The organism is Arthrobacter sp. TJ-58 (genome assembly GCF_058269295.1).
Map to the genome: position 1 here is coordinate 436,008 of NZ_JBZCNM010000001.1, position 17,709 is coordinate 453,716.

Sequence of the window (17,709 nt, forward strand, 5' to 3'; positions counted from 1 at the left end):
TGCTGGAGTCCTCAGGTGCGCTGGCGGTAGGTGGAGGGGGAGCAGCCGTGGGCGGCGCGGAAGATTCGGCTGAAGTGCGCCGGGTCCGGCAGGCCCCAGCGGGCGCCGATGGCGGAAATCGGCACGTCGGCCAGCAGGGGGTCGGCCAGGTCGTGCCGGGCACCGGCCAGCCGGCGCTCGCGGATCCAGGCGGCTGCGGTGGTGCCGCTGTCCTCGAAGAGTTTGTGCAGGCTGCGGGTGGAAATGTAGTGCGCCGCGGCCACGTAGCCGGGGGAGAGGTCAGGGTTGGAGAGCTGCCCGTCGATGAACAGCTGGATCCGGCGCAGCATCCGCGCCTGGCTGCCGCCCTCCGCCGCGGGACTGGAATAGGCCTCGTCAGCGAGGAGGGTGGCCAGCAGGTCCACCGTGTTCATGGCCAGCCGGTGCGCAATCGGCCCGTCGAGCTCGGGGAGCATTCGTGCGGTCTGGGTCAGGAACGGCACGACGGCGCGGCCCAGCCGGTGTTCCCTTCCCAGCGGCAGGGCGGTCAGCCCGCTCATCTGCTCCGCGGACAGTCCCACCAGGTGCTTGGGGAACATCAGCACTAGGGTGGAAAAGCTCTCGTCAAAGCGCAGGGTGTACGGCTGGCCGGTGTCATAAATGGCCAGCTCACCCGTGGTCAGCACGGTTTCCCGGCCGCCCTGGCGCAGCACCCCGCTGCCGGAGAGCTGCAGGTTCAGCTTGTAGAACCCGGATCCGCCGGCGGCAATTAATTCGGGCGTGCGTTCGACGGCGTGGGCCATGGCATCCACCTGCACAATGGCCAGTTCGCGCAGCTGGTGGCTGGTCAGCTGACCGGTGAACGACGCCTCGGGCCGGGTTCCGGCCGGAGAGGTTTCGAGCGGGACGAAGGACTGGGAGATCAGGCGCTTCCACTCCGGAAAGGACTGGGCGCGGACCACGGGGCTCGACGGTGCTGTCTCGGCCGAAGGGGCCGGTGCGGTGGCCCTGCGGGCGGGGGCGGCAGGAAGCAGGGTTGTCATGGCCGTCCTTTCGCTGCCCACAGCTCTTCCGTGAAGCAGATCACACTAGAGGAAACTTACGCTTTTTCCGTTGCGTTGTCGAAGTTTTTCTCCCTGTGTCGAACTTCCCGTGCACTGCCGGGCAGCCTTTCCAGGAGCGGGGGGTGTGGCGGGGCGATCAGGCGAAGTAGTGTCCGCCGCTGAGGTCCCCGAGCAGGTTCGGATGGACGGGCTGCCAGTCCAACAGGTCCCTGGTGGCCGAGCTTGAGGCAGGCAGATCGCTGCCGAGGAGTCCCGCCAGTCCGCCGAAGTGGGCACCGGCATCCGCAGGGGAGACCGAGATGACGGGTAGTCCAAGCTGGTGGCCAATGGATTCGGCTACGGCGCGCAGGGTCACACCGTCGTCGTCGACCGCGTGCAGCACCGAACCGGCCGGCGCGCCTTCCAACGCCAGCCGGAAGAGGCGGGCCGCGTCATGACGGTGCACGGCGGGCCACCGGTTCTCGCCGTTGCCGATATAGGCGGACGTGCCTTTGTCCCGGGCAATATGTACGAGTGTCGAGATGAATCCGGTGTCGCCGGCGCCGTGGACACTCGGGGGCAGCCGCACCACTGAAGCGCGGACCCTCCGGTCGGCGAAGTCCAGGGTCCTCGCCGTTGCCTCCGCTCGCAGGCCCCCGGGGCGGTCCTCCGCCGCCCGGTCCTGTTCGGTGGCAGTGCGTCCGGCAGGAAGTCCACCAAGTCCCGTGGCGATGACGAACGGGCGGTCCGAGCCCGCCAGACTGGCCCCGATTGCCTCGATGGCCTGCAGATCCGTTGCTGCGGCGAGTGCCGGATTGGTGGAGAAAGCAATGTCGTGCCGGTAGGCCAGATGGATGACGCCGTCTGCCTTCTCACTGCCGGCGCGGAGTACGTCGAGGTCTTCAAGGGATCCCCGGTGTGCGGATGCGCCGAGCGTGAGGAGGGCGTCGGCGGAAGCTTCGGAACGGGCAAGGCCGGTTACCCGGTGTCCTGCCGCCAGGAGCTCAGGGACAACCGCGGAACCAACCCAGCCGGACGCGCCGGTAACAAAAACGTGCATAAAGACATCTCCTTGAAAGGGGCCGAAAGGTAGCCCGGCGTTCAAGCCTGCCAGTATCAGGACGGACGTGGAATAATGCAAAGTCCGTATTTTTTGCTTCTTCGTCCCAGAGGAGCCGAATTACCGGCGCATTAAGTCCAACTGCCCGTCCAGCTGGGCGACGAGCTGGTCGGGGGAGTTGAAGTCCGGATCAAACACCGCAGCCACCTGTGCGCCCAGCAAAAAGGTGAGCAGGGTTTCGGCGAGGGTGTGCACCGGGGCCCGCCCGTCGCCGTCGTCCGCACCGCGCGCCGTGTCCAGCCATCCGCGGATGCTGCTGCGCCACTGAAGCATCGCAGAATCATTGACCTCGGCCTGCGCCGGATCGTGCAGCGCCAGCTGCCAGAAGGCAATCACCACCCGCGCCTCGTCAAGCCGGTCCGCATCCAGGGGAAGTACTTCAAGGCAGAAAGCCCGCAGGGCCTCGAAACCGTCCAGCCCCTGCGTGGCAGCTGCACCGCGGCTGTTCGTGCGGGAGAAAACGTGCCGGAAGGTGGCTTCCAACAGGTCCGATTTAGCGGGGAAGTACGGCTTGATTGCCCCATTGGCATATCCGGCCTCGGCTGCCACCTCCCGCAGGGTGGCTCTGTCCAGGCCATCCCGGGCGATCATCCGCCAGGTGGTCTGCACAATCTCCGCCCGCCGCCGTTCATGGTCCACGATCTTTGGCATGCTTCCCTTCCGGCGCCGGCCCCCACGGCCGCCTTGCCACCGCTTATCCTACGGCCGCCGAACTCACCTGCTCCGCCGCCTCGTGCACAAGCCTGCCTTCGAACCAGGTCTGCTGCACCTGCACCGCGTGGATCTGCCCGGGGTCGATGCTGAAGATGTTCCGGTCCAGCACAACGAAATCGGCGGACAAACCCTGCCGAAGCATCCCGACCCGCTCCACCCAGCTTCAATGGCGGCCGGCTGCGGGTCTTGGCAGCAGGCGACAGACTCTTGCCGATGCGCGCAAGCCTTTGATCATCGGAGCCGGCCCACCCTTGTAACCTGCGTCACTCACGGTTATTGTCTACAACCATAGAAAAACCGCCTCGCAGAACCGGAGACTCCATGAGCTCGTGCCATTCCGCCGCCAATCCCACGGCCGCCGACGCCCTCCACGAACCTGTCACAGGGCCGGCGAGCGCCTACGCACTGGCTACTCCGGAGGAAATCACCGCCGTTCGCGGAGCCCTCGAGGCGGCCGGCCTGTTTCCGGACACCGCCCGGATTGCCTACCTGGGCCTGGTCGATCCGCCCCGGGACAGCAACGGTGCGGATCCGGATACCCCCGCGGACCGCCGCTTCCGCGTCTTCCTGCTGGACACCGCGGGCGGCAAGCCGCACGACGTCGTCGTCTCCGCCACCGCCCGCGCAGTGGTGAGCGACGCCGTGCTGGACACTGAGGTCACCGGCGAACTGCCCGTGCTGGAGGAGGAATTCGAGGTGGTGGAGCAGATCCTCTCCACCGACCCGGACTGGCTGGCTGCGCTGGAGAAGCGCGGGCTCGACGTCGCACAGGTCCGGGTGGCACCGCTTTCGGCCGGCGTCTTTGAATACCCGGAGGAGAAGGGCCGGCGGATCCTGCGCGGCCTGGCCTTTCTGCAGACCTCCGCCGAAGATTCCGCGTGGGCACACCCCATTGACGGGCTCGTGGGATACGTGGATGTCACCGCCCGCACCGTGGACCAGGTGCTGGACTTCGGGGCCGTGCCGGTGCCCGCGGAACACGGCAACTACACCGACCCGTCCCTGACCGGGCCGGTGCGCACCACGCAGAAACCCATCAGCATCACGCAGCCGGAGGGGCCGAGCTTCACCGTCACCGGCACCAACCACGTCGAGTGGGAAAAGTGGCACCTCGACGTGGGCTTTGACGTCCGCGAGGGCCTGGTGCTCCACAACATCGGCTTCGAGGACGGCGGCACCGTGCGCCGGATCCTCAACCGCGCCTCGATTGTCGAAATGGTGGTCCCGTACGGCGACCCGGCGCCCACCCGCTCCTGGCAGAACTACTTCGACACCGGCGAATACCTGGTGGGCCAGTTCGCCAACTCGCTGGAACTGGGCTGCGACTGCCTGGGGGAAATCCACTACATCTCGCCCACGGTGTCCGATGCGCGCGGCAATCCGCGGACCATCCGCAACGGCATCTGCATGCACGAAGAAGACGCCTCCATCCTCTCGAAGCACTCCGACCTGTGGTCCGGCATCAATTACACCCGCCGCAACCGCCGCCTGGTGATCAGCTTCTTCACCACCGTGGGCAACTACGACTACGGCTTCTACTGGTACCTGTACCTGGACGGCACCATTGAATTCGAGGCCAAGGCCACCGGCGTCGTCTTCACCAGCGCCTACCCGGGCAAGGACTACCCCTACGCCTCCGAGCTGGCGCCCGGCCTGGGCGCTCCGTTCCACCAGCACCTGTTCGGTGCCCGGCTGGATTTCGCGCTCGACGGCGGCCCCGGCCGGGTTGAGGAGGAGGACGCCGTGCGCGTCCCCGTGAGTGCGGAAAACCCGCGCGGCAACGCCTTCACCCGCAAGCGGACCGTGCTGGCCCGCGAGTCGGAGGCCGCCCGCGACGCCGAATCCGCCGTCGGGCGCACCTGGGTGGTTTCCAACCCCGAAAAGACCAACCGGCTGGGCCATCCGGTGGCCTACAAGCTGCATCCGGAGGGTCAGCCCACTCTGCTCGCGGACGAGGATTCCTCCATCTACCGGCGGGCGACGTTCGCCTCCAAGGCGCTGTGGGTGACTCGGCGGGATGAATCCCAGCGCTACCCGACGGGTGACTTCGTCAACCAGCACTCCGGCGGCGGCGGCCTGCCGGAGTGGGTGCAGGCGGACCGCGACATCGACGGACAGGACATTGTCCTCTGGCATACCTTCGGCCTGACGCATTTCCCGCGGGTGGAGGACTGGCCGATCATGCCGGTGGACACCACGGGCTTCAAGCTGCGGCCCGAAGGTTTCTTTGACCGCTCGCCCGTGCTGGACGTGCCCGCGCCGGAATCCGGCGGGCAGTGCCACCGGTAGCGGCTTGGCGGCGGTGACGGGCGTGGCCGCAGGCCCCGGCTTGCATGCCCGGGCCTGCGCCGGGGCGGCCCTGCTCTCCGCCGCACTGCATCTTCAAATGGCCGGACAGCATGCCGGACTGCTGTCGGCCGGGATGGCGCTGATGGCGCTGATGTGCCTGCCCTGCGTGCTGCCGTTGTGGCGGTCCGGCTCAGTCGGCGCCGCGCGGATGATGATGGGCGGCGCGCTGGCCATGGTCGCGGTCCATGCGGTGCTGCTGCTGGCTGCGGGCGGAGGAGGAGCCGGACATCAGCACGGCGGAGTACCTGCGGCCGCGGTTGCTGCGGACGGCGCCGGCGCTCAAGCGACCTTTACCATGCTCGCGCTCGTTGCCTGGGAGCTGGCGGCGGCGATGCTCGCCGCCGCCTGGCTGCGGCGGACGGACGCTGCCGCCCGCCGCCTGGGCGGCAGGAAGTCCGCCTCCAGCTGCCCGGTTCGTGCCTAGAAGACGCGTTCGGCCACGTTCACCCGAGTGGCCGAGCCCAGCGCGGACCGGACCTTCTCCTTCGGGGTGGTGCCGGGAACCGAGCTCATGAGCTGGTCGTCGGGTGTGCTCGCATCCGCGAGGTAGAGGCGGGTGTAGCCCGCGGAATCCGGCTCGAACCGCCAGCTTTCGGCGACGGTACCGGCGTCCACGACGTCGTACCCCAACGCGTCAATGAGCGCCGCCGCCTCTGCCTTGGCCGAGTCGTCGTCGGAGGCGACGGGCAGCGCCGAGCGGTCCGCGGACCCGGACGGGCGGGCAAGAAGCGGAATGTGATGGGCCAGGATGTTATTGAACGCCTTGACGTACTGCGCTCCGGGAAGCCAGCTCTGCACCAGTTCGCTGGTGGTGACGGTGCTGTCATCCAGTTCGGCGATTCGTCCGTCCCGGGACGGGTAATAGTTGCTGGTGTCCAGGACGATCTTGCCGGCCAGCAATCCGTCCGGAAGGTTCCGGACCGCGTTCAGCGGAATGGAAAGTACGACGGCGTCGCCCAGCTTCGCGGCGTCATCCACCGTTCCGGCGGTGGCCAGCGGTCCGAGCTCGTCGATCAAGTCCGAGAGCGTCTCAGGTCCCCGCGAGTTCGCGATGACAACGTTCATGCCTGCGGCAACCGCGAGCCGCGCGACTGCTGATCCGATGTTTCCGCTTCCGATAATTCCCAGTGTTGGCATTGCATATTCCTTCGACAAAGTTGAGCTGACCTGGCAGGGGAGTTCCTGCACAGTGTCCTACCTCAGTTCAAGCCATCCTTCGGGCGGGGAATTCCCCCGCGGGACATCGGTTCCGTGATCGTCAGGGTAATGCAGGATGTTCCACCGGCTCTGGACGACTGCCTCACGGGGCGAAACCATGGAACGACCCCCGGAACTCCTGCGCCGCCGTCCGACACCGTCCCGGGGAGCCGCAACCGAAAGGGACCCGTGATGCAGACCTCAAGCACGTCGTCGTGATGTGACCGAAGCTCCACCGACCCCGGAAGGCGGCCCATGATGAGCGCCCTGAAAGGACCACACGACCCGACGCCGGCGGGAAAGCCGGCAGGAAAACCGGCCGCCGGACGCCAGAGTGTGCCGGGAACCATCCAGGTGCGCGGGGCCAGGGTGCACAACCTCAAAAACGCGGATGTTTCCGTGCCGCTCGGGCAGCTGGTGGCCGTGGCGGGGGTGTCCGGGTCCGGCAAATCGTCCCTGGCCCTCGGAGTGCTGTACGCGGAAGGGTCTCGGCGGTACCTTGAGGCTCTCTCCGCCTACACCCGGCGCCGGCTGACCCAGGCGGCACGGCCCCTGGTGGACAGCGTGGAGCATGTTCCCGCCGCGCTTGCCCTGCGGCAGCGGCCGCCGGTGCCGGGCGTACGCAGCACTTTCGGCACTTCCACGGAACTGCTCAACAGCCTGCGGCTGATGTTCTCCCGTCTGGGCAGTCATCAATGTCCCAACGGACACCACCTGGAGCCGACGGTAGACGTCGCCCTTGATGCGGATCTCACCTGTCCGGTCTGCGGAGCGGTGTTTCCGCCGCCGAGTGCGGAGTCTTTCGCGTTCAACAGCGAAGGAGCCTGTCCCCGATGCGGCGGCACCGGCGTCGTCCGCGAGGTTGACGAGTCCACCCTCGTCCCGGATGAATCGCTGAGCATCGACGACGGCGCAGTGGTGCCCTGGTCACTGTTCGGACTGGCGGGAAATTCGCAGGCGGCCGGAGAAATGGGTGTGCGTACCAATGTTCCGTTTAGCGATCTCGACGGGCGGGAGCGGGAGATCGTGTTTCACGGCCCGCCGGAGAAGCGGCGGATCCTGTATCCGGCGAAAAACGGCAAGCTGTTCGAACTGAACATGACGTACCGCAATGCCAGGGACGCCGTCGAGGAGGCGCTGCGCAAAGCCGGAACCGAGAAGGGGCTGCGCCGCATCGACCGGTTCCTGAGCGTGCAGGTCTGCCCCGACTGCCGCGGCACGCGCCTGAGCGAACGTGCCCGCTCCTCCCTCCTGGGCGGCATTAATCTGGCGCAGGCAACGGCGAAGAGTCTGGCCGAGGTCACCACCTGGGCGCAGAACGTCCCGACGACGATGCCGCTGTCGCTGACGGCGATGGCCGAGAGCATCGTGTCCCAGATGCTCGACGCCGCGCGGCAGCTGATCCGGCTCGGGCTGGGCTACCTCACCCTGGACCGGGCCTCGTCCACCCTTTCCACCGGCGAACGCCAGCGGGTGCAGCTCTCCCGGGCCGTGCGCAGCCGCACCACCGGAGTGCTTTACGTGCTCGATGAACCGTCCATCGGAATGCACCCGGCAAACATCGACGGGCTGCTGTCCGTGGTGCACGCCCTGCTGGCGGACAACAACTCCGTGGTCATGGTGGATCACGACGTCCAGCTGCTCCGGGCAGCGGACTGGCTGATCGAAATCGGTCCCGGCTCCGGGGCGCAGGGCGGGAAAATCGTCGCCTCCGCGCCGCTGGAGGCCGCGCTGCGGGTTCCCGGCTCGCGGATCGCCGGATTCATCACCGGTGCGCAGAAGATCCTGGTCCGCACTCCGCCCGAACCCGGCAGCGAGTTCGACCACGGCAGCATCCGGCTCGCCACCCGGCCCCTGCACACCGTTCAGGCACTGGAAGTGGAGTTTCCGCGGGGCCGGCTGACGGTGGTTACCGGTGTCTCCGGATCGGGGAAAACCACGATGGTCCTGGAGAGCCTGGTCCCGGCGCTGGCGGCAGGGGTCACCGGTTCCCCGCTGCCCGGCCACGTCGCGGCGCTGTCCGCGGACGGGGTGGACCGGGTGAGCGTGGTGGACGCCTCCCCGGTGGGCGCGAATGTGCGGTCCACGGTCGCCACGTACAGCGGCGCCTTCGACGATCTCCGGCGCGCCTACGCCGCATCCCCCGAGGCGCAAAAACGCGGGCTGAAGGCGGGGGATTTCTCCTACAACACTGGCTCCCTGCGCTGCCCTACCTGTGACGGAACGGGGCAGATTTCGCTGGATGTGCAGTTCCTGCCCGACGTCGACATCATCTGCCCCGGCTGCAGCGGCAGCCGGTACGCACCCGCAGCGGATGCGATCCGCCGTCGTGCTCGAACCGGGGGCGGGGCAGGTGCCGGGGCCGGGGCGGAGGATGCGGGACTGACCCTGCCCGAGCTGCTTGCCCTCACCGTGGAGCGCGCCGCGGAAGCCACCGCGGACCTGAAGAAGGTTTCCTCCCGCCTGCGGATGCTCGCCCAGCTGGGTCTGGGCTACCTCACGCTCGGCGAGGCCACTACGGCGTTGTCCGGCGGTGAAGCCCAGCGGCTGAAGCTGGCTTCCGACCTGGACCGGGATCAATGCGGAACGGTGTTCGTGCTCGACGAGCCCTCCATCGGCCTGCATCCCCTGGACGTGCAGGTCCTGCTGAACGTGCTCCAGGGACTCATCGACCGGGGCGGCACCGTGATCGCCATCGACCACGACCTGGACCTGATCACGAACGCGGACTACCTGATTGACTTCGGCCCCGGGGGCGGTACTGACGGCGGCCGGATAATCGCCACCGGCACCCCCGCCGACATTGCACACAGCCCCGACAGCATCACCGGCCGCTATCTCCGCCCGCCAAACACCGGGAACCGGCTGGACCTGCCGTAACCGCTGATGCGCAGGTGCCGCCGCTGAACGCGTCGATGCCTGTTCCGTGTGAGCAATGGGAAGCCAAGGGTCCCGAACCTACCCATGCGTCTGCGCGGGTGCTGTCCTTGGAAGGGAGAGAACCCGACCGCAGAAGGAGACACCATGCGTGGCGTAATACTGCATGCCCCCGGGGATGTGCGGGTGGAGGACCGTGCCGATCCAGTGATTGAAGAACCGACCGACGCCGTCATCCGGCTGGCAGCAACCTGCATCTGCGGATCGGACCTGTGGCCGTACCGGGGTGTGGAGGACGCCCACAACGCACCCATGGGACACGAATACATTGGCTGGGTGGAGGAGGTTGGCCCGGAGGTGCGCACCATCAAGGCCGGGGACTTCGTCGTCGGCTCCTTCTGGGCCTCCGACAACACCTGCGAAATCTGCCGGGCCGGCTACCAGAGCCGATGCGTCAATGCCGTGCCGATGGGCATGATGGGAACCCAGGCGCAGTTCGCCCGGATTCCGCTGGCCGACGGCACCTTGGTGGCCACGCCGGAATCCCCGCCGGCGGACCTGCTGCCCTCGCTGATGGCGGCCTCTGATGTACTGGGCACCGGTTGGTTCGGTGCCGTGGCCGCCGAGGCCGGCCCCGGCAAAACCGTCGCCGTGGTGGGAGACGGCGCCGTCGGCGTGTTGGCCGTCCTGGCGGCCAGGCAGCTCGGCGCCGAGCGGATTATCGCCTTTAGCCGGCACCCCGAACGCCAGCAGCTGGCCCGTGAATTCGGAGCCACGGATATTATCGCCGAACGCGGTGATGCGGGAGTGGCCGCACTCAAGGACCTGACCAACGGGCTCGGCGCCCATTCGGTAGTGGAGGCTGTGGGAACGCAGGAGTCAATGATGCAGGCTGTGCGCTCCACCCGGCCGGGCGGCCACATGGGCTTTGTCGGTGTCTCCCATGACGTCGCTCTTCCCGGGCTGGAATTGTTCTTCGCCGAGATCCACATGCTCGGCGGCCCTGCTCCCGTTCGCCGCTTTTTGCCCGACCTCATTCAGCGGATCTGGGACCGGACGATCGACCCGGGCCGGGTTTTCGACCTCACGCTTCCGCTGGCCGACGCCGCGGAGGGCTATAAGGCCATGGATGAGCGCCGCGCCGTCAAAGTGCTGCTGACCCCCTAAATCACGGGCGCGGGTGCGGGGGCGCCCGACAGTGCCGCCAGCTGCGCTGCGGTAAGCCGGGCTCCGAACGCAGGTCCGCCGGGCTGCAGGAACGAGGTCTCGCTGAGGGAAGCGACGGGAACCGGATCATAGCCGATCTGATCCACCACGGCGGAGACCAGTGCGACTGCCTCCGGCTGGTCACCGGCCACTGCCAGGCCGAGACGATCCGGATGGCCGGCGGGACGGCGGTCCGGTTCCAGGCTGGAGTACCCGGTGTGGTTGAAGCTCTTGACCACCATGGCACCCGGGAACATCTCCTGCACCACCACGGACGAGCCGCGTGTCCCCGCAGCGAAAGCCGGAATCTCGCCGTCCACGGGCGGCCAGTAGTTCATCGCGTCCACCACGACGCGGCCATTCAACAGGGCGGGATCCACATTCCGCAGCCGGTGCAGGGGCACCGCGAGGATCACCAGATCCGCATCTGCCACGGCGTCACTGGTCCACTTCGGCTCGGCGCCGGGGGTAACGATTTCGGCCATCAGTGCCAGCTGCGCGGGGTCCCCGGAGGCGGAGAGCGAAACCCGGTGGCCGGCGTCGAGCAGTGAGCGGGCGACGGCGGTGCCCACCCGTCCCGCGCCCACCACGGCGACATGCAGGTGGTCAGATGGGGAGGGAATTCTCTGGCCGGGGGAGTCGGACGGGGTGCTGGGCAAATGCGTGGTCATGCTTGCTGCAACCCGGCGTCTGCCGCCGGCATTCCCGGGACTGCTTCACCACGCCGGTCAGCCCTGACCGTGGTCAAGGGGTCACGGTGACAGTTTCTGTTCCACAGTTCAGCAGCAGTTTTCCTTCGGCTGCAGTCAGGTGGCAGTTGCGGTTTTTGACGCGGGGGAACCCGCTGAGCTCTGTGGCCTGCCGGTTCCAGACGTAGTGGAACCTTCCGTGCTCGGTGTAGATGTCCACGCTGTCCCCGTCGAAACCGTCCTGCGTCACCACGATCGACTGCCCGTTCGGGGCTTCGAACCTTGTCTGGTCGCCGATTCCCGCAGCAAACAGGAAGACAAAGAATGCGGTTAGGGCCACAAAGGGAGACGCCACGATCGCTGCGGCAAAGGTGGTCCATCCTGCAGTATTCCGGATCCAAGTTTTTGGAATGCGCCCGATCAAGCCGTACGCCAGCAGCAGCAGGCCGACGCTTCCGCCCAGCAGGCTGATCAGAAGAATCCAGCCGCAGATGTTGTCCCGTGACAAACCGAAGAAGTGAAGCAGCATATGTCGGCCGGCTGCATCTTCGGAGGGTGTCCCCAGAACGGTGGAGACGCCCCAGATGGCCAGGGCGGACACCACCGCCGTGCCCAGACCCGCGACCTCGACGCGTTTGATGCCCGCTTTCGTATGCGGTTCGGCCGTGTCCATGCAGTCGAGACTAGCCGCACCGTGCCCAGCTGCACCCCTTACCGGATGCACGGGTGTGGGAGGGCGACCGAGTACTGCTAATTCCATGAATCATCCTCAGTGCCGTCCATCCGGGGCTGTCGACTCTATTGCGCGGCGGACGCCTGCTGGACACTGAACACATTGGCCCTGAATACATTGGCCCCTGGGACCCGGGGCTCCGGACACGCATGGCAGTCCGGCCGCGGGATGCCGCTGCACCAGCCCTCTGTCGAGGAAGAACAGGCGAACACCGTACCCCGGAAAGGCATTCCGATGAGACTTCCTTCTCCTGCCCGGCGGGCATTCTCCGCAGTTCTCGCCGCCTGCATTCTGGTTCTGGCGACGGGGTCAGGTGCCTTCGCCTCGTCCCCGGTATCAAGCCCGCACTCCGCGCCCTTTGCCGTGGTGAACGACGGCTCTGGCCCGCAGTTCTACAGCGGACTGAACATTGACGTCCAGGATGACGTTTCCGGCGACGTGTACGCCTCCGGGCAGAGTGTCACCATCAGCGGAAATGTCACGGGGGACGTGATCGCGGCAGGCCAGACGATCACCATCACCGGCAACGTCGACGGAAATGTGCGGCTCGCCGGGCAGGACGTGACCATAAGCGGCGACGTTGCGCGCAGTGGAACGATCTTCGCGGCAACCGTCACCGTCACCGATGCCGGGTCATTCGGGGACGACCTGGTGGGGGCCGCGGGTGACATCGCAATCAACGGTGCGATCGGCCGTGATGTGGAAGTTGGCGTTGGAAGCCTCACCATCGGCGGGACGGTCGGCGGCAACCTCACGTACAACTCCGAGGAGGAGGCAAGCATCTCCGCGGATGCGGTCGCCGGCACCGTGGAGAGAATCGCCCCTGAGCCCGAGCAAGAGCCCTCGGCGGGGGAGAAGTTCGTGGGATGGCTGCTCGGGTTGCTGTACGCGCTGGTTGCGCTGAGCCTTATCACGGTGCTCGCGGGCTGGCTCTTTCCCCGTTTGCTGCACCGGGTGACCGACCGGCTCCTGCCTCGGCCATGGCAGGCGCTGCTGGTCGGTTTCGTGGCGTCAATCGCCGTTCCGCTTGTGGTGCTGATCCTTCTGGCCACGGTCATCGGGGCACCCCTGGCGCTGTCAGTCCTATTGGTATGGACAACGCTGACACTCGCGACCTTCGTCTTCGGCGCCTATTTCATTGGCAGGCTCATATTCCGCGGCAATCAGCATCCAGTGATCAAGGCACTCGTCGGGGGTCTGATCCTCATTGTCGCCCTGCATATTCCGTGGCTGAACATCGTTGTATGGCTGGCCATGGTGTTCCTTGGACTTGGTGCGCAGCTGCTGGCGATCTACGACCGTCGTCCCTGGCGCCGAGTACCGCCCGCTCCCGGCGTGGAGCAACGAAGGGGCGACGGCGTCGAGCAGCGAAGGGGCGACGGCGGGGACCAGCCCTCCGGCTCTTACGAAGCACTGTAGTTGGTTCATTCCGCCAGAAAGCGGGCAATCAATGCTGCCGAAGCCTGAAGCTGGTCTGCAAACGAGCCTGCCGGTTCGCTCCTGAGGGTTCGCACGTATGCGGAGTGGAAGATCCCGGCGGAGAAGACTCCGATGCTGTGGGCATCTGCCGGAGGGACGCCGCGCAGGACGAGGCCTGCCGCCAGAGCGGCGCCCATGTCGGCCAGCTTTGTCCGCTCGCGTTCCTGGAGCTCGGGACTGCCGTCAATGAGATCCTGGCGAAGGGCTTGGACGGCCGGGTCGGCGAAAAGATAGTCGCCCACCTGTGCAAGGGCGCCCATGACGGCGTCCCGTGCTGTCACGTCCGGCGGGTACTCCTCAACCAACCGGGTAATCCTGGGGAGGTTCGCACGTGAGCCGGCAAAGAGCACCTCGCGCTTGTCGGAGAAGTGGCGGAAAAAGGACCTGCGGGTCAGGCCGGCCTTCTCCGCGATGTCAGTGACCGTGACCGCGTCGTAGCCGTGCTGCCGGAACAGCTCGACTGCGGCCGTAACGAGCCGTTCTTGCGGGTCAGGGTTCCAGCGGGGCATGGATCCAGTCTAGTCATGACGACACAGAGTGTCGTAGCGTGATATGACGGCACACAGTGTCGTCATGGCTGCACGACGGAGGACGACATGGACGGCAAGCGGGCAGATGAGATCTGGATCCTGGGGGCAACGGGTAATGTCGGCCGGGCCCTCGCCGGGCGGCTTGCTGCAGCACGCACCCCCGGAGTGGTCCTGGTGGGCAGGTCGGCGGAGCGGCTCGCCGCGATCGCCGGCACCCTCGCCGGTTCGATACAGACGCGGCGGCTTGCGGGCTTCGCTGAGATGCTCGCCGCGGTGCAGCGGGAGCATCCGCTCGTCGTCGTCAACCTCCTCGGCTCCTATGCCGAGACCGCAATCCCGCTGGCGAAGGCATGCATGCCGGACGGCAACTATGTCGACCTCTCGATCGATTACACCACCCTCTCGGGCCTCGTGGATCTCCATAAGGAAGCCCGCGCCGAGAACAGCACGGTCATCGGAGGTGCAGGATTCGGGGTGCTCGCCACGGAAGCCCTAGTCCTCCGACTCTGCGCAGGCAAGCCTGCTCCTGCGCGGGTGCAGATCGACGCGCTCAGCTCGTACGCATCCCAGGACGGGGTTATGGGGGAGGCGCTCGCCGTAACATCTGTCGACGTCATGACCATGGGTGGGCGCGCCTACCGCGTGGGGCGCCTCACCCCGGTGCCGCTCGGCTCCAACCTCCGAAAGCATGCGCTCCCGGACGGGACGGCCGTGAAGTCTGCCGCGGTCCCCTCGGGTGAGCTGTTCGCCGCCCGCCAGGCCAGCAACGCGGCAATCATCGACTTCACCTCCGCGCTGGCACCGACCTTACCGCTGATCCGCCCCGCCCTCCCGCTGCTGTCCCGGCTGCTTCGGATCCCGTCGATGAGGCGCATGATGATCACCTCGCTGGCGGCAAGCAAGACCCGAAGGGCGCCGCGGCCCCGCCCGCATTCGTGGGGACACGCCGTCGTTGACTGGCCTGACGGCACCCGCCGCGAGAGCTGGCTGCGCGCCGACGACGCGATGGACTACACCGCCGACGTACTCGCCGTCGTCGTCCGCGCCCTGCGCAACGGAACGGCGCCCCGCGGCGCCTACACGCCTGCTGCCGCCCTGGGCCCCGGCCTCGCCACCGACGCGGGAGCAACCTTCCTGGGCGATTGAGGAGCAGCCGGTTGACGGCCGCGAAACGGAGTCAGGCGCCTTGCAGAGTGCGCTTGCGTGCATAGGCCCGTGCCGCGCGGACCCGGTCGCCGCAGCGGGTCGAGCACCATTGCCGCCGTGCGTGCGTGCGGAGGAGGAACCTGTTACACGAATCCGCTTCGCAGGGCGCGAGCTGGGCCGCCTGCTCGCCGCTGAGCAGTGATGCGGCATCGTCGGCAATGACCGCCATGACGTGCTCAACAACTTGGGTCACGGGGTGGTCAGCGGAACGGAGAAATCCTGCCGCGGGATCAAACCGCAGCAGCAATGTGCCCGGGGCGGAAGTGAGCGCGCGGTTCACGGCGTCCACGGCCGCCGCCGGGGGAGCCTCACCCGCCGTGAATGCAGTAAAGAGATCCCGCAGGTCTGCGCGCAGCGCTGCCAGCCGGCCCCGGCAGTGTTCGTACAGCACGGCGTCGGGCGCAATGAGTCCGTGAGCCTTCAGCCAGGCGACCGCCGCTTCAGGGGTAGCCAGCTCGTCATAGCTCTTGCCCCCGGGCTGCAGGCCGGCGCTGTTGATCAGCGCCAGACTGGGATGCTCCTCGGCTCCCGGTGCGGCTGCGGGTATAGATTCAGACATGTTTCTCATGGTATCAGTTTCCTTTAACCGTGAGACGCCTGGTAGGGTCTTATCACGCTTAAAACTGCACGTTTCCATGAGGAGTTGGTATGCACCACGGTCGATCCGGCACGGCGCCGTTCACGTTGTCCGTCCTGTCCGCAGGCGGCACGGGAGTGGGAATGACCGCTGAGGAAGGCCTTGCAGCGGTTATTTCGCTCGCTCGCACCGCGGACCGCCGGGGCTATCACCGGTTCTGGATGTCCGAACATCACGCGATGGGAGCAACCTCCGTGTCGTCGCCGCAGCTGATGGTTGCCCGGCTCATCGCCGAGACTGCGGCCATCCGCCTCGGTGCCGGCGGAGTCATGCTGCCCAACCATTCACCGCTGCTGATTGCCGAGCAGTTCGGGATGTTGGAGGCCCTCGCGCCCGGCCGGATCGATCTGGGCGTGGGGCGCGCGCCCGGAACGGACGGCGCCACGGCCGCGGCCTTGCGGCGGGGTGCAGATGCCAATGACAGCTTTCCGCAGCAGGTGCTGGAACTGGAGGGATTCCTTCGGGACGAGTTCCCGTCCGACCACCCCTACCGGCACGTCCATGCGGTGCCCGGGCCCTGGCAGGCCAGGGAGAACCGGGTAGCGCCGTCCCCGGCCCTTCCGGAAATGTGGATCCTGGGTTCCTCTCCCTATTCGGCCCAGTTGGCCGGGCAACTCGGCCGGCCGTACGCCTTCGCCCTGCAGTTCGGTGACGCCGACATCGACACCGCTCTGCAGCTGTACCGGGACAGCTTCCGGCCCTCCGACGTACTCGCTGAGCCGCAGACCCTGGTGAGCGTGCCCGTGGCGATCAGCGACGACGCGGCGGAGGCAAAACGGCAGGCGGCGACGTCGGCGATGGCGATGCTGCGGATGTTCAAGCGGGAAGGCTACCTGCTCCTGCCCCCGGATGAGGTCGAGGCCTATGAGGCCACCCTGCAGGAGCGGCAGATCCTCGACTCCTACACCAACCGCAGTTTCCACGGGAATGCCGCTGCTGTGGCCGACCGCCTGGAAGCTCTCTGGAAGCGCACCGGCGTCGATGAAGTGATGCTCGTCGTCGGCGGCCACTCGACCGAACTCGACGAAGAAGGCATCAACCTCCTCGCCGACCACTATTCGCTGCCCCGCTCCGATACGCTGCCGGCAGCCAGTTAGTACACCTGCTCAAATGTCAGCCATTCCCGCCCAACAAGCACAGGAGATCCCCATGACCACACCACGCCGCGCCCTGATTGTCATTGACGCCCAGCAGGAGTACTTCGACGGCGGACTGCTTCCGATCCAGTATCCGAACCGGGATGATTCAGTCGCCGTCATTCAGTCCGCTATTAAGGAGGCACGCGAGGCCGGGGCACCGGTGGTGCTCGTTCAGCACGAGCTGCCGGCTGAAGCACCCGTGTTTGCTTCCGGCTCGCCGACCTGGCAGAACCACCCAGGTGTGGCCATCCATGAGGAGAACGCCGCAAAGCGCATCAGCAAGCAGTTCTCCAGCATCTTTGCCGGGACGGATCTCGAATCCTGGCTGCGGGAGAAGGGGATCGACACCATTACCCTGGTTGGCTACATGACCAACAACTGTGTGATCGCTTCCGCTGCGGCCGCCGAGCCCCTCGGCTTCGCCGTCGAGGTCCTCTCCGACGCGACCGGTGCAATCGATCTGGCCAACGAAGCCGGCGCCGCACCGGCACGCCAGGTCCATGAAACCCTCATGGCACTGCTGCACTCCAACTGGGCTGCGGTCGCCGACGCCGAGACGTGGACCGCGGCGCTGCGGACGGGGGAGCCGCTCGCCAAGAGCGACCTCGTCACCTCCGCTGCGCAGGGGCGCGGCGCCTAGGCATCATCGCCCGCATAACGACGACGGCTCCTCCACGGTGTGTGGGGGAGCCGTTGTCGTTCGGGTCGGCTGGGGACCCGGAGCAAGTGCCGGGTAGTCCGTGTGGCCGGCGGTGCCGACGGTGGCCATTGACCTCGCCGAGAGTATCGTGGCCATGGCCCAGGCGGGACC

Annotated in this window: 17 protein-coding genes; 8 read left to right on the forward strand and 9 right to left on the reverse strand. The window is 67.0% G+C overall.

The genetic code is table 11. From position 1 onward, the window contains the following. Window positions 1-11: 11 nt before the first annotated feature. From AC4D2W_RS02070 to AC4D2W_RS02085, 4 genes are all read right to left on the reverse strand, one after another. Window positions 12-1,022, reverse strand: coding sequence for an AraC-like ligand-binding domain-containing protein (locus AC4D2W_RS02070; protein WP_490925250.1), 1,011 nt, complete (start codon window positions 1,020-1,022; stop codon window positions 12-14). Window positions 1,023-1,179: 157 nt separating this feature from the next. After that, window positions 1,180-2,082 (reverse strand): SDR family oxidoreductase, encoded by a 903-nt coding sequence (locus AC4D2W_RS02075; RefSeq protein WP_490925251.1) that lies wholly within the window; start codon window positions 2,080-2,082, stop codon window positions 1,180-1,182. Between the two features lie 120 nt (window positions 2,083-2,202). Then, window positions 2,203-2,793, reverse strand: a complete 591-nt coding sequence (locus AC4D2W_RS02080) for a TetR/AcrR family transcriptional regulator (protein WP_490925252.1) — start codon at window positions 2,791-2,793, stop codon at window positions 2,203-2,205. Between the two features lie 43 nt (window positions 2,794-2,836). Then, complete coding sequence (locus AC4D2W_RS02085) at window positions 2,837-2,998, reverse strand: amidohydrolase family protein (protein ID WP_490925253.1); 162 nt, start codon at window positions 2,996-2,998, stop codon at window positions 2,837-2,839. Window positions 2,999-3,177: 179 nt separating this feature from the next. On the opposite strand from AC4D2W_RS02085, the gene AC4D2W_RS02090 reads away from it, so the two are divergent. Further along, entirely contained in the window at window positions 3,178-5,145 is a 1,968-nt protein-coding gene (locus AC4D2W_RS02090; protein ID WP_490925254.1) for a primary-amine oxidase, read from the forward strand. A gap of 22 nt (window positions 5,146-5,167) precedes the next feature. Further along, the gene (locus tag AC4D2W_RS02095; RefSeq protein WP_490925255.1) at window positions 5,168-5,629 is read left to right on the forward strand and encodes a hypothetical protein; all 462 of its coding nucleotides are present in this window, start codon (window positions 5,168-5,170) and stop codon (window positions 5,627-5,629) included. Here the strand turns inward: AC4D2W_RS02095 and AC4D2W_RS02100 are convergent. After that, window positions 5,626-6,393: an NADPH-dependent F420 reductase gene (locus AC4D2W_RS02100; protein WP_490925256.1), complete on the reverse strand. Its 768-nt coding sequence runs from the start codon at window positions 6,391-6,393 to the stop codon at window positions 5,626-5,628. The two genes, AC4D2W_RS02095 and AC4D2W_RS02100, sit on opposite strands and share 4 nt — an antisense overlap. A 267-nt stretch (window positions 6,394-6,660) precedes the next feature. On the opposite strand from AC4D2W_RS02100, the gene AC4D2W_RS02105 reads away from it, so the two are divergent. Then, window positions 6,661-9,282 carry an excinuclease ABC subunit UvrA gene (locus AC4D2W_RS02105; protein WP_490925257.1) on the forward strand — a complete coding sequence of 874 codons (2,622 nt, stop codon included), beginning with the start codon at window positions 6,661-6,663 and terminating at the stop codon, window positions 9,280-9,282. 144 nt (window positions 9,283-9,426) lie between these two features. Beyond that, window positions 9,427-10,446, forward strand: a complete 1,020-nt coding sequence (locus AC4D2W_RS02110; protein WP_490925258.1) for a zinc-dependent alcohol dehydrogenase family protein — start codon at window positions 9,427-9,429, stop codon at window positions 10,444-10,446. On the opposite strand, the gene AC4D2W_RS02115 is transcribed toward AC4D2W_RS02110, so the two are convergent. Continuing rightward, window positions 10,443-11,156, reverse strand: coding sequence for an NADPH-dependent F420 reductase (locus AC4D2W_RS02115; protein WP_490925259.1), 714 nt, complete (start codon window positions 11,154-11,156; stop codon window positions 10,443-10,445). The genes AC4D2W_RS02110 and AC4D2W_RS02115 overlap by 4 nt on opposite strands. Before the next feature lie 73 nt (window positions 11,157-11,229). After that, a complete protein-coding gene (locus tag AC4D2W_RS02120; protein ID WP_490925260.1) occupies window positions 11,230-11,847 on the reverse strand; it encodes a hypothetical protein in 618 nt (205 codons plus the stop codon). A 294-nt stretch (window positions 11,848-12,141) separates the two neighbouring features. On the opposite strand from AC4D2W_RS02120, the gene AC4D2W_RS02125 reads away from it, so the two are divergent. Continuing rightward, window positions 12,142-13,326: a DUF8173 domain-containing protein gene (locus tag AC4D2W_RS02125; protein ID WP_490925261.1), complete on the forward strand. Its 1,185-nt coding sequence runs from the start codon at window positions 12,142-12,144 to the stop codon at window positions 13,324-13,326. A 5-nt stretch (window positions 13,327-13,331) separates the two neighbouring features. On the opposite strand, the gene AC4D2W_RS02130 is transcribed toward AC4D2W_RS02125, so the two are convergent. Beyond that, window positions 13,332-13,895 (reverse strand): TetR/AcrR family transcriptional regulator, encoded by a 564-nt coding sequence (locus AC4D2W_RS02130; protein ID WP_490925262.1) that lies wholly within the window; start codon window positions 13,893-13,895, stop codon window positions 13,332-13,334. A gap of 87 nt (window positions 13,896-13,982) precedes the next feature. Between AC4D2W_RS02130 and AC4D2W_RS02135 the strand changes: the two genes are divergently transcribed. Beyond that, window positions 13,983-15,062 carry a saccharopine dehydrogenase family protein gene (locus AC4D2W_RS02135; protein ID WP_490925263.1) on the forward strand — a complete coding sequence of 360 codons (1,080 nt, stop codon included), beginning with the start codon at window positions 13,983-13,985 and terminating at the stop codon, window positions 15,060-15,062. A gap of 31 nt (window positions 15,063-15,093) precedes the next feature. On the opposite strand, the gene AC4D2W_RS02140 is transcribed toward AC4D2W_RS02135, so the two are convergent. Next, window positions 15,094-15,681: a CGNR zinc finger domain-containing protein gene (locus tag AC4D2W_RS02140; RefSeq protein ID WP_490925264.1), complete on the reverse strand. Its 588-nt coding sequence runs from the start codon at window positions 15,679-15,681 to the stop codon at window positions 15,094-15,096. Between the two features lie 89 nt (window positions 15,682-15,770). Between AC4D2W_RS02140 and AC4D2W_RS02145 the strand changes: the two genes are divergently transcribed. Together AC4D2W_RS02145 and AC4D2W_RS02150 are read left to right on the forward strand one after the other, a co-directional pair. After that, complete coding sequence (locus AC4D2W_RS02145) at window positions 15,771-16,856, forward strand: LLM class flavin-dependent oxidoreductase (RefSeq protein ID WP_490925265.1); 1,086 nt, start codon at window positions 15,771-15,773, stop codon at window positions 16,854-16,856. A 52-nt stretch (window positions 16,857-16,908) separates the two neighbouring features. Next, window positions 16,909-17,538 (forward strand): cysteine hydrolase family protein, encoded by a 630-nt coding sequence (locus AC4D2W_RS02150; protein WP_490925266.1) that lies wholly within the window; start codon window positions 16,909-16,911, stop codon window positions 17,536-17,538. Window positions 17,539-17,709 lie beyond the last annotated feature (171 nt).